The sequence below is a fragment of the Chryseobacterium taichungense genome (genome assembly GCF_900109935.1).
GTDB classification, from domain to species: domain Bacteria; phylum Bacteroidota; class Bacteroidia; order Flavobacteriales; family Weeksellaceae; genus Chryseobacterium; species Chryseobacterium taichungense.
Map to the genome: position 1 here is coordinate 56,099 of NZ_FOBV01000011.1, position 12,438 is coordinate 68,536.

11 protein-coding genes and 3 tRNA genes are annotated in these 12,438 nt (G+C 36.1%); 11 read left to right on the forward strand and 3 right to left on the reverse strand.

Annotation, left to right across the window (positions count from 1 at the left end; all coding sequences use genetic code 11):
* Nucleotides 1–39: 39 nt before the first annotated feature.
* The 3 genes from BMW64_RS18365 to BMW64_RS18375 form a co-directional block, all read right to left on the reverse strand.
* Nucleotides 40–930, reverse strand: coding sequence for a DMT family transporter (locus BMW64_RS18365; protein WP_090001808.1), 891 nt, complete (start codon nucleotides 928–930; stop codon nucleotides 40–42).
* On the reverse strand, nucleotides 917–1,570 hold the full coding sequence (gene aat, locus BMW64_RS18370; protein ID WP_090001810.1) for a leucyl/phenylalanyl-tRNA--protein transferase: 654 nt from the start codon (nucleotides 1,568–1,570) through the stop codon (nucleotides 917–919). The genes BMW64_RS18365 and aat overlap by 14 nt, the downstream gene beginning before the upstream one ends.
* A 62-nt stretch (nucleotides 1,571–1,632) precedes the next feature.
* Nucleotides 1,633–2,010, reverse strand: coding sequence for a DUF3127 domain-containing protein (locus BMW64_RS18375; RefSeq protein ID WP_066438267.1), 378 nt, complete (start codon nucleotides 2,008–2,010; stop codon nucleotides 1,633–1,635).
* A 181-nt stretch (nucleotides 2,011–2,191) separates the two neighbouring features.
* Here BMW64_RS18375 and BMW64_RS18380 point away from each other — a divergent pair.
* The 11 genes from BMW64_RS18380 (at nucleotide 2,192) to BMW64_RS18430 (ending at nucleotide 12,361) form a co-directional block, all read left to right on the forward strand.
* A tRNA-Leu gene (locus BMW64_RS18380) sits at nucleotides 2,192–2,273 on the forward strand.
* 6 nt (nucleotides 2,274–2,279) lie between these two features.
* Nucleotides 2,280–2,355 (forward strand) — tRNA-Gly (locus tag BMW64_RS18385).
* A gap of 5 nt (nucleotides 2,356–2,360) precedes the next feature.
* Nucleotides 2,361–2,444 (forward strand) — tRNA-Leu (locus BMW64_RS18390).
* A gap of 855 nt (nucleotides 2,445–3,299) precedes the next feature.
* On the forward strand, nucleotides 3,300–6,800 hold the full coding sequence (locus tag BMW64_RS18395; RefSeq protein ID WP_090001812.1) for a hypothetical protein: 3,501 nt from the start codon (nucleotides 3,300–3,302) through the stop codon (nucleotides 6,798–6,800).
* Nucleotides 6,801–6,864: 64 nt separating this feature from the next.
* Nucleotides 6,865–7,749 carry a T6SS effector amidase Tae4 family protein gene (locus BMW64_RS18400; RefSeq protein ID WP_177175321.1) on the forward strand — a complete coding sequence of 295 codons (885 nt, stop codon included), beginning with the start codon at nucleotides 6,865–6,867 and terminating at the stop codon, nucleotides 7,747–7,749.
* Between the two features lie 11 nt (nucleotides 7,750–7,760).
* On the forward strand, nucleotides 7,761–8,444 hold the full coding sequence (locus tag BMW64_RS18405) for a hypothetical protein (RefSeq protein WP_143052729.1): 684 nt from the start codon (nucleotides 7,761–7,763) through the stop codon (nucleotides 8,442–8,444).
* 208 nt (nucleotides 8,445–8,652) lie between these two features.
* Complete coding sequence (locus BMW64_RS18410) at nucleotides 8,653–9,045, forward strand: hypothetical protein (RefSeq protein WP_090001818.1); 393 nt, start codon at nucleotides 8,653–8,655, stop codon at nucleotides 9,043–9,045.
* A gap of 78 nt (nucleotides 9,046–9,123) precedes the next feature.
* Complete coding sequence (locus BMW64_RS18415; protein WP_090001820.1) at nucleotides 9,124–9,663, forward strand: hypothetical protein; 540 nt, start codon at nucleotides 9,124–9,126, stop codon at nucleotides 9,661–9,663.
* Nucleotides 9,664–9,682: 19 nt separating this feature from the next.
* On the forward strand, nucleotides 9,683–10,093 hold the full coding sequence (locus BMW64_RS18420) for a phospholipase effector Tle1 domain-containing protein (RefSeq protein ID WP_228400967.1): 411 nt from the start codon (nucleotides 9,683–9,685) through the stop codon (nucleotides 10,091–10,093).
* A gap of 8 nt (nucleotides 10,094–10,101) precedes the next feature.
* On the forward strand, nucleotides 10,102–11,124 hold the full coding sequence (locus BMW64_RS18425) for a hypothetical protein (RefSeq protein ID WP_090001823.1): 1,023 nt from the start codon (nucleotides 10,102–10,104) through the stop codon (nucleotides 11,122–11,124).
* A 172-nt stretch (nucleotides 11,125–11,296) separates the two neighbouring features.
* Nucleotides 11,297–12,361 (forward strand): PKD domain-containing protein, encoded by a 1,065-nt coding sequence (locus BMW64_RS18430; protein WP_090001825.1) that lies wholly within the window; start codon nucleotides 11,297–11,299, stop codon nucleotides 12,359–12,361.
* Nucleotides 12,362–12,438 lie beyond the last annotated feature (77 nt).

The following is a 12,438-nucleotide window of genomic DNA, read 5'->3' on the forward strand; positions in this document are numbered from 1 at the left end:
TTAAACTGACAATAAAAAATCCCGCAAATAGTGCGGGATTTATTTTTTTACAATATTAGGCTTACTCCGTAGAAAGATCAGACCTCCTATAATAATTCCCGCTCCGACAAACTGCAAAGCAGAAAGCTTCTCACCATCAATAATCCCCCAGATAATGGCGACGATAGGCATCAGTAATGTTACTGTAGACGCAAATAGAGGAGATGATACTTTCAGCAGGCGGTAATTCATCATCATTGCTAATCCGGTTCCAAAAACGGACAGCAAGCTTACAAACATCAGCCCTATCATATGATCCTTATCAGCCCTGAATGTTGAAAAGAATCCTGTAAAAACAAGTGCTATCAGTGAAGGTATAAATAACACAAATGAAAAAACAAAAGCCGATAAAACCGTGGAAGAAACTTCCATTAATTTAGATTTTACCGTAGTCGTGCTTACCGCATAGCATAAAGTTGCCAGCAAGAGCAAAAGAATAGGAATCAGTTTAAATGTCCCACTTTCCGCATTACCACCGAAAGCCAGCAGACAAACACCTATAAAGCTTATCAAAGTTCCCATTATTTGCCGCTTTGTGGTTTCAAATTTCCATACCAGAGCGCCAACAATAATCACAAAGATCGGCATCATAGAATTCACTATTCCGGCAATACTGCTGCTGACTTCAGTTTCCGCAATAGGAAAAAGAAACATAGGAATAAAATTTCCCGTAAAAGCAGCGAGCAAAAGCCATTTCAAGTGTTTTTTCGGAAAGAGCTTATATTTGGAGATCGCAATAGGCATCAGGATAATTCCGGCAATAAGAACTCTTAATGCGCCTACCTGATACGGGCTAAAGTGATCCAAAGATTTTTTAATTAAAATAAAAGATGATCCCCAAATCATACTCAGGAAGATCAGAAGAATCCATTTTTCTCTATCTGCGTTCATTATTTTTATGTAAAATTTTCAGAAATTCCCGCTTAGGAATCATCCTTGCACCAAGACTTTCCAGATGATCAGTATGAGACTGACAGTCAATTAATTCAAGTTCTTTTCTATGAGTTTCAACAAAATGAATAAATCCTGCTTTTGAAGCATTACTTACTTTCGCAAACATGCTTTCCCCACAGAAAACATTGCCGATTTGAAGCCCATAAAATCCGCCTACCAGTTCATTGTTTTGCCAAACTTCGATACTTTTTGCCAAACCGTATTCATGAAGTTTAATAAAAGATTCCATCAATTCATCCGAAAGCCAGGTTCCTGATTGCCCTCTCCTGCTGATCTCCTGACAGTTTTTTATCACCTCTCTGAAGTTTTTGTTTTCAGAAAATGAAAAAACCTGCCGGTCCAGAATTTTCCTCATTGATTTTGAAACTCTAATCTCATCAGGAAACAGTACAAACCTTGGATCGGGACACCACCAGAGAATTTCTTCACCCGGATTGTACCAGGGAAAAATACCGTGCTGATAAGCAAACCAAATTCTTTCTACCGACAGATCGCCACCGAAAGCAATTACGCCTTCGTGGCCGTCATACCGTTCCGGATCGGGAAAAGAAATCTCGTTTTCGTCTAATCGAATCATTTTTTCAGGAAAAAAAATCCCACTTAAGAAAGCAGGATTTGTATTTCAATAGTATTTTTTAATTAAAATGGCAAATCGTCATCATCGTCTCCGGCGAAAGGATTTTCATTGGAAACCGAAGATGCAGACTGAGAAGGTGCTGCCTGTGTAGGTTCTGAAGCATTATCAGAAACTTTCTCTACTCTCCATCCTGTAATAGAATTGAAGTATTTCGTTTCGCCCTGCGGAGAAACCCATTCTCTTCCTCTGATATTGATTCCTACCTTTACGTTTTCGCCTTCTTTCAGATTATCCAATAAACTGATCTTATCAGACAAAAATTCTATGTTTATCGGCTGTGGATACTGCTCCTGAGTCAAAATAACCATTTCTCTTTTTTGGAAACCGCTCGCAAATGTCTGAGCATCAAAAAGTTTCTTTACCGTTCCTTGTAATTCCATATCATATTAATTAACGATGTAAAAGTAATAAAATGAAATGTAATAAAGGGGGTCGGACATAAAAAATGTAAAAATTTTAATTTTTTTCCGGGAAAGTTTTGGAGGTAAAAGAATTTATTCTATCTTTGCACCACTGAAAACGAGAGAAGCTCTTTAAAATACAGTAAAAAACAAAAAACACGCGGATGTGGTGTAATTGGTAGCCACGCCAGACTTAGGATCTGGTGCCGAGAGGCGTGGGGGTTCGAGTCCCTTCATCCGCACAGTTTGCGAAAATAGCTCAGCTGGTAGAGCACAACCTTGCCAAGGTTGGGGTCGCGGGTTCGAATCCCGTTTTTCGCTCCACGCCTGCCCTGGTGGTGGAACTGGTAGACACGCAGGACTTAAAATCCTGTGCCTCTTTTGGCGTGCGGGTTCAAGTCCCGCCTGGGGTACTAGCTGAATATCAGCATACAAGCTCTCTTTTTTAAGAGGGCTTTTTTTATGCCCAAACATTAACATTTACCGGGTTTAAATATACTTTTATGTTCTCAGATCATTTAAAATTGCCGTAGCCAAGAATTCAGTCACCAATTTATAACATTTCTTGCATCAAATTGACGTCAGGCTGCATGTTCTAACTTTAAAAAGCAGATTCTTACTATATAATATTCATCAACGATCATACTCAAATCAGAATTAATATCGTCTAAATGATATGAGCGTTTGCAGTGTTACTCTGCCAGATAAAGAAAGCCTTCCATTTGGAAGGCCAAAAACACAAATGCCATTAAACTGCATTACTGCAACTTCTCTAGCGCTATAAAAATAGTAAAAAATTACTCAATAGAAAGGCAAATAATTTCTGCTATGAATGCCTTATAAATTCTTCTATCTGATTATCAGAATACTACAATTTCTTTCAAAAATTTCAAAGAACAAATTTAATACGTCAAGTTCTGTCGCTTTCCTGATGGATATTTGCAATGTAAAACAACAAAAGATGAAATTCAAAATTGAAACCTCCGGTGGATATATTTTAGCCTGAAGACCACCTAAAAAAATAAGGCTAAAACCTGAAGTAACACTACTAAAAAAGCACTTCAAATCTTAACCTTTATAAAATATACACAAATGGATACAAATAATAACGCGTCTCAGACGCTATTCAGATTCGTAAGCTTAAGAAACCCACAACTTACGGAAACCAAAGAAAAAAATCTAGGATTTATTCACAGGCCGAAAAAATAACCGGCGTATTTGATACTGCCGTTGCAGGAAAATCTTCAAGAGCTTCAAAACTTGGAGAAATGCTGAAAACAGCGGCAACATTCAGCAATAAGGAATTTGAAACTGAAAAAAATATCGAAGAAGGCGAATTCGGAAGACTTCTGATCATTGGGAGAAAGATTTCTAAAAAAGAAGAAATTCAATCTGCTGAGTGGGCTTATGTAAAAGATTATTATAAAAGTCTCAATGATAACTATAAAGAGCTAACAGCCGACGGAATCAAAATATTTTCTACACTATGGAACAACTATATTTTCCAGATTATAACCCAGGGAGATTTCTATGTGAAAGAAGCAATCAGCCATATTTTGATGGCCATTCATCTTGGTTTTGCGCAAAGTATGAATTTAACGGATCCTGAAATCATCAAAATCAACGGTGAAAAGCCATTGGAAAAGGCTTTGGATGGGAAAATAGTACTGCCAAAATTATTATTCTCTGAAGATACCGCTGCTACAGTATCAGCATCTTCAAGAACCGCCTCCGGATCCACCGCTGTCCTAAGCACAAAAACAACACAGAGATTGGCTTTTGAAGCACAAATTTTAATAACGGTCAACAAAGCAATTCATCAAAAGGAATCACTGGAAAAGCTTTATGCAGAACTGGAAAAACTTCAGAAAGAATATCATAAATTAGGACATCAAGCTTATCAGGATCAGTTCACAAAATACCAGGAAGAAAACAGAGAGGCACTCGATGCCTACGCAATGAAATTGGCTGAGATTAAAACCAAGATTACGGAAGAAACTCCTGAAGAAGAAAAAATCCTTCTCTATGATGAATTAAGGCGATATGAGGTAAAGCCTTTTGAATTCTCTTATAAAAAAGAAATCAATTTGCCGGATCTGAAAGAAAATCTTTCACAGGAATCTTTTGATACTTTTATTAAGCTTTTCGCTGCATTTGATCATAAAAAAGCCTTTGAAGAAGTTGTAAAAGACGGGATCAGAATCCTTTCGGACAATACCCTGAGAATTGGTTCTCAAGATATTAACCTTGATGCTGATTTGCAAACTTACACCGATGCTTTAAATATCATCGGAAGCAATATTTCTTCTTCCTTACAGTCTGCTTTGGAAAATTCTCCCCTTCAGCAACAGCAGTATATCAATCTTGCAGGGGCATCTGTCCCTGTAGTACAAAGTACAGCAAGGACGCCAATGGCCTATAGCTTTTTTGCTCATAATGCCTATGGGTTTTTAGGTAACGGAGGATTTATTAATTTTTCCTTTGAAGTCGAAGATACTTCATGGAGTGTGGCTACAGCAAAAATTATTGCCACAACTGATACTGCAGGAAGTTTTGAAGAAAGCTTCAGCAACATTCCGGTAATCAATGATAAAATTACATTGCCTGCCAGCCTTATTAATAAGTTCAGGGTAAGCCTTTCTTTCCGAATAGAAATTATTTTTGATAATGGAAGCCTGGCCTACGCAGACCTGGGAAATCAAATTATTAAAGAAGACCTGAGCCTTACCGGTATGCTTACTTTAAAGAGAGGTGTAGCAGAAAATCCGGGAGAGCCTGAAAACATAAAAATTCAGAAGCGTAAAAATTTCGGAATTAAAAGATTAGGAGTTGCAGATTATCTGAAAGTGGTGCAAAGTGTTCATGCGTATGTTCCAGGGGAAGTATCTAATATTGAGAACGTCATGGCAAGCGAGCTGAGACACAAATCTTCCGTTGCCAGAGACTACTCCGAAATTACAGATACGACATCAAAATCTCAGGAAACCGAAAAAATCTCCGATACTTCCAAAACGTCCAGAACAGACATGCAGACGGAAGTGGCGAAAGAACTGGATAAGCAACAAAGCTTTCAGGCACACACCAGAGCAAGCGGAAAAGCCTGGGGCTGGACATTAGAGACAGGAGCCGATTACGCCAACAACACCGCACAGCATGACAGCACGAGACAGGCAGTTGCCAAATCTCAGGAAATTACGGAAAGGGCCATGGAAAGAGTCTTGACAAAAGTATCCGACGAGAGAGTACAAAAGATCATCAAAGAATATACAGAAACCAATGTTCATGAGTATGACAACAGAGGAAAAGTAACCAAAACGGATGATGCTGAAGCAGCGCAGCCTAAACATATTACAGGAGTATACCGATGGATTGATAAAAAGATGAAAAACCAGATTTACAACTATGGGGTACGTACCATGTTTGAATTCATGGTGCCGGAACCTTCAAGACTGCATCGTCTGGCAGTTGCTGTTTCTAAATCCCAGGTATTGACGGCCCCGGTAGATCCGAGAACAGCTCCGGCTCCTAATGCAATGAATAGTCCCAAAACAGCGACTAAAGAATTGCTGCAATATTGGGCAGGAATCTATAGCATAACGCTCACTAGCCTTCCTCAGGAGAAAATCCGGCATGTAATAGGATTGCAATATATCAAGCTCAGCGGAGATTGGGGTAATAAAATAATGATGCTGGACATGCCTCAAAACTATGCCGGGAAAAAAGTAAAAGTGAATTACGGATATGACAGACGAGGAATGAGTGTAGATAATTTCCAGGGCGGAATGCTTGATCTTCCGGATGTAGGACGTGGCTCCAATGACGGGAGCTATAATGTGAATGGGTTGAACATAACTGGTTCGTATCCTTTTAATTATCATGGGCGTGGTGCAGATTCTTTCAATGTTTCTTTTGTATTCGACTGCGAACTTTCTGACGATTTTATGCTTCAGTGGAAAAATGAAAACTTTAACGCCATCATTAAAGCTTATGAAGAAGCGTACAAAACATTTCAGGAAGAGCAAGCAAAGCTGGATGCCGAGCATAAGGAAAAAGAAGCCGAAGCGAAAGAAAAAGAAGGAAACTTCTACCGTTATATGGAGCATGATACATTAAAGCACAACTGTATCGCTTATCTGCTACAGGATTACCTCAATACACTTGGGCAGGAAACCACAAATGCATTGAATGACAATACCAAAATGGATAATTTCCAGGTGTATCTGAATGATAACCTTGACCAGTATGCAGCGCTGGCCAAGTTCATGGAACAGGCGTTTGAATGGGAAATCATGGATTATACTTTCTATCCGTATTACTGGGCAAACCGCAAAAGCTGGCAGGAATTCTACCTTACCGAAAGTATGGATCCTCTTTTCAGAAGTTTTCTTCAGGCTGGTATGGCAAGAATCATCGTTACTGTAAAACCTGGCTTTGAGACGGCTGTACAGTTTTTCATGGAAACAGGCATCATCTGGAATGGTGGGGCCGTTCCTGTGATCGGAGATCCTATGTACATGAGTATTGTAGATGAAATGCGACAGCCTACTGGCAAACCGCAAGGGAAATACTGGATTACAAGAATTCCTACTACGCTTACTATTCTTCAGGCTGGTTCTGCAGGTCTCATAGTGGATGATGCCTTGCCTATCTTCCCGGATGATCCTGAAAACTGTGAAAATCCTTTGGAACTAGAAGGAAGCAGTGCTTTTGGAAAACCACAAGACATTAATATGATTGGAGGTGGCATAACAACCAGTACTTTAGACTAATTAATATATGGAATGGCGGTTTCTGCCGCCATTTTTATTTTTTTTAACAATTAAATTTAAAAAGATGAGTATAATAAAGCCATTGGGAATTCCTAAAGTAAAAGCATTAGGATTGAAGAATATAAATGGAATAGTTAAAACCCAGTCAAAAAGTTTGAGTATAAAATATATTTCTTGCTCAAAAGATGACAAATTGATATATTTGGTATTTAATGTAATTGGAAATAATTTAGAAAATGCTGACGCTAGTATTTATGTTGATGAAATCGATTCAATGATAAATGATGAAGCTGTCCCTAAAACAAAAGTTTCAATATTAAAAACAGGAGCAAAAAGGATTACTTTAAGTTTTGATAAAAATAAAGATTTTAGAGAAAGTTTTTTTGATGATGGAAATTTATTTCAAGCTACCATTGCCTGTGATGGACTTTCTGCGAATAGTGAGGAATTTAAATTGCTTTTTCCTAATAAACAAACGCTCTGGGAAAAAATATATGCAAAATATCCCAAACCATATAGTAAAAAACCTTGTAATGAAAATTATTATAATCAATGTGCGATTAGAATGAGTATTTCATTATTAGGAGCAGGTATAAAATTAAATGGAGTTAAAAACAAAACCAATCCTGGCGGGCAGATTAAGTGTTCTCATGGTCATATTTTAGGAGCATATAATTTGAAAGAATTTATTATTGATGAAAATTTATTTGGTAAAGCACAGGAATTTAATGGTACGACTGATAATAATGTTTTAAATAAAGTATCTAAAAAAAGAGGAATTTTATTTTTTGAAGCTTTTGAAGAAGACAATACGGACGATGGTACAGATAATCCAAATAGAAGTTCCAACTATAGACATATTGAAGTTTGGGACGGAAAGAAATTATTAAGCGGGTTTGATAATCAGATGTTTAAGGCTAAACTAATTTTATTTTGGGAAATTAAATAATAATTAAGAATATGAAAAAAATAAGCATCCTTTTTTGTTGTATTTTGTGGACTTTTTGTTTTTCGCAGAATATAGACGGAGTTTGGGTCAACAAAGAACTTAGAAGCTCAATTTTAGATGGCTCATTAAAATCTAAAAGTTTTGAAATCATGAAACCTATGTTTTTTAAAATTTCAAAAGGTAAAATAGCAAATTATTATCAAGTAGAACCAACAGTTGATCCTGAATATAAATTGTTAAAAAAAATAGGAAAAGATACTTATACGAATGGATCAGCGTCTTACATTCTTATTAATATTAATACTATACTATATAAAACAAAAGAAATCACTTTTATCAGAAATCAAAATACAAATCTAAATGATTTATTTGACACAAAAACGCTGCTTACAAAGAGATATATTAATTTTTCAAAATTATCTTCAATTAAAAACATAAAGCTTAATAAAGAATCAGATATAAAATGTGCTTTCGATGGTAGGCGTGTAAATTGTAGTAATAATGTAATGAAATTTTCCTATATTATTTATTCTTCTAATCCATATTATCACGACAGTTGGAATGATTTAGAATTTTACATAGATATAAATATTGATAATTTTAAAAAAACATATTTAATTGAAAAAAATATGAATCATTCGTACGATCTTAAAGATTTGAATACAAATAAAATAGAATATATACTTAAATACTAATCTAGATTAATAGGGTATTTATCAAGTGAGTAAACTGTGAGAATTGAGAATTCAAATGTATCTTCTGTATAATGGCACGAGTAAAATTATAAAAAATAGGTTGTCCAAATAGTTTTGGCAGCCTCCGTTCTCCGAAATTTGCAACTTCGGAGTTTATAAACAAACCTATCGCTACCTTTAAAGGGTAGCGTTTTTTATACCAATAAGTATGGCAAGAATCATCGTTACTGTAAAACCGGGCTTTGAAACGGCTGTACAGTTTTTCATGGAAACAGGCATCATCTGGAATGGTGGGGCCGTTCCTGTGATCGGAGATCCAATGTATATGAGTATTGTAGATGAAATGCGACAGCCTACCGGCAAACCGCAAGGAAAATACTGGATTACGAGAATTCCTACGACGCTTACGATTTTGCAGGCATCTTCTACCGGATTACCTGTGGAACAGCCGCTTCAAATCTTCATTGAAAAAGATCCGAAGAACTGTGAGAACCCTGAAGAATTGGAGTTTGAAACAAGCTTTTCTTTGGATAAGGATGCCCAACTTTCTCATAGTGATGGGACAACAACATTGCCAAGTACTATTATTAAACCTATATAATTAAAATAGACAATTTTTAAGGTTGAAAGTGGTGGGAAACCACCGCTTTCTTTTTTATTAATTTATAAATTCACAAAAATGAAAACAGGAAATATAGGAATACGAAATCTTGCGAATATTGGTGTCGGTGATATCGATCCATATGAGACAGATAAAAGGAAATATAAGGCTTTTGAAAAAACAGAAAAAGTAAAGCTGCGTATTGGGGTGTTCTTTGATGGGACAGGAAATAACAGGTATAATTCTGATAGTGTTTATTATAACACAAAATATAGCAATCTTCCGTTAAAAGAAGATGAAATACCTAAAATTAAAGACTTTAAAAGTTTCGTTATAGAATCAGGAAGCAGTTATTGGAACTCTTATTCTAATGTGGCCTTGCTTCACGACCTCTACGAAGAAAAAACAAAGTGGGAACAAGATTTGAAAACTCAAAACCTTCAGTTAAAATTTTATATGGAGGGTGTTGGTACGCTACGAAACGAAGAAGATGATATGATTGGCGCAGGAATGGGAGAAGGTGAGAATGGTGTGATTTCCAGAGTACAGCAGGCATGTAAAAGCATTGCCGATGAAATAGCAAAAAATTTTCTTAGCAAGACAAAAAATCACCAATAAAGTTCCGGAGATTATTTCCATACAATTCGATGTTTTTGGCTTCAGCAGAGGAGCAGCTGCAGCAAGGCATTTTTGTAATGAGGTATTGAAAACAGGAAGAGATACTAATACTGAAAGCAGGAGTACTCCTACAAATATAAGACGGCCCGTCATTAAAAAATCTGAAACACCGAAAGATTTTAGCGCAGAAGTTAGGCAATACAAAGCAGACGGAACAAAAAAAGTAAAAGACAATACTCAGGTCGTTCCTCAGATCAATGCTCCTGTTACAAATGTATTTACAGGAGGAAGCTTAGGAGCATTTCTTAAACAAAGAAATATAAATTATCCAAAATTTAATGTAAGTATCGAATTTTTAGGAATATTTGATACTGTAATCTCCCAAATATTGGAAAAAAAGGAATTATTGACGAGGCAAGAAATCCTGTAATACAATCTTTGATTGCTCCTTTTAATCCCGTCATTCCCATATTCTCCGGTCCCGCATTAGGAGTAGCATTAATAAAAAAAGTAAACCCAACACTTTCTAATCCTAATATCAAGAAGGTATTGCATCTGAAAGCACAAACTGAATGGCGTGATAATTTCCCGATAACACCTATAGGAAAATTTAATGGGGTACACGCCAAAGAGCTTACCGTATTAGGAGCTCATTCTGATGTAGGAGGTGCTTACTGGCAAACTGAAGCAGAACTGAATACACTGCATTTTTTTGATTTAGGCGTAAATGCATCTTCAGTAGAAAAACAGAAACTGGAACAGCAGAAAGAATTGTTGCGTAATTGGTATATTACACAAAATCTTTGCAAAGCCCACCAGATACATTGGAAACTTTTTCATCACGTACTATCATATGAGGGACAAATTGGGGAACATCCATCTACAACTAAAAAAGAACTTCTGGAAGAAACTTTTATGGGAAATAGCACCGTTAAAACAGTGGGAAACAGAACCTACGTACTACAAGGATATCACCATAAACTACTATCTAAAAGACCGTTGAATAATAAATTATCGTTGGTCTATATGAATGTCATGAAATATATAGCTTTACATTATGCAGACGTGCCATTTACATTCCCAGTAAAAGATACCCCTCACCCAGAAGAATATATACTTCCGGATGGAAATGGTGAAGAGCAAGATCTGAAAAATTACCAAGATCTTCTTATTAAAGTAGCAGAGGATAGCTGGACTAATAAAGAAGGAAAAACCACTACCTACCCCTTACTTGTAAATAATGACGGATATTATAAGCTTTCAGCAGAAATGTCTCAGTACATTTTAGGGAATTTTGTACATTTATCGGCAAACTTCAACTCACCTTTAAAAGATGCGTTGGATCATTATAATTTCGCTTATGCAAACGTACCTCAATTCACAGATGAAAAAGAATTTAAAAACCCTCCTTACGAAAGGAAATCTTATAACCCTGAACTTCTTGGGTATGATCTTTATTAGCACATTATTATCTTCCTGTCAAAAAAATAAATATTCCTGGGAGCCGGGATTTTCGGCTCTATCAATCCCATTAAATCTGAATAAATAAATCATTCCATTTTACAGCTCACAGCAGAAAAATTTGTTTAAAACCAAAAACATAAATACATTTGTAGCCACACAAACGATACAAATGAAGAAAAAAAGAATTGCTTTTCTGCCTGATATTGATCCAAAAATTTACCTGAGCTTCGGATTAATTTTTTTATTTAGCCTGATTTTTTTTCTATACCAGTATTTTCGTCATGTCGATTGTGAAAATGCCAATTTTTATATCCATGCTGAAGAATATATTGTTAATAAAATTGTAGAATTCAACGATAATACCAAAGGCGCCACCTCTTGGGAATGGGATTTTGGTGACAGCACTGAGATAGACAGAAGACAGCGAACCATTCATTATTACAAAAGACCAGGAGAGTATATCGTAAAGCTGAAGATCAACGCTAACTGCATACATGAAAAACTGATCACCATTACCAGCATCAGCCAGCAAACAGGCTATTTACCAATCATTACATCACCGGATGTAGCCACTGTGGGAGAGGCCGTTCATTTCAATGCAGAAAAAGACGGTGGAGAATCCTGGGAATGGAGCTTTGGAGAAACGGGCAACACTGACGCATTGGAAAAATCTACGGTGTATCATTATAAAACAACAGGAGATAAAAAAATCACACTCATTGTAAATGGTGATGTGGAACATACAGCAATAAAAACCATCTACGTTGCTCCTAAAGTCATCAAAGCAAAACAAAAAATCGACATCAAATCCTATGAATTTGAAAAGTCTCATTCTTCTTTTTCTTTGCCACAGGGAGAAGCACAAAAAGATCCGTTGGTAGACATGCTGCAATATATTCCGGTTTCTCCAAAAGCGAAACTGAAAAAAGACTCAGTTGTTTCAGATAATAAAATTCCTGAAATATCGAATGAACAATTTCAGATCTTACTCAATCAGGTTGCTGCACAAACCAAAACGAAGGATGATTTTAAGGAATATCTTTGTGACAAATACAATATTCCTGTAGTTGTTAATGATGAAAATTTAATTCCATTCGACCAATTCTGCCAGAAAATTTCTGGAAAAAAAATTAAAATTACAGCATTAAGATTAAGTAAAGATTCTAAAAACTGTATTCAGAACATCAACATTCACTATAAAATAAAAAAATGGATGATGTGGATGGAAGAATAACTAGACGATACGACTATTTATTAGTTTTCAACGGAATATAAATATGGTTGTAAAAAGTATATTTTAATGATGATTAT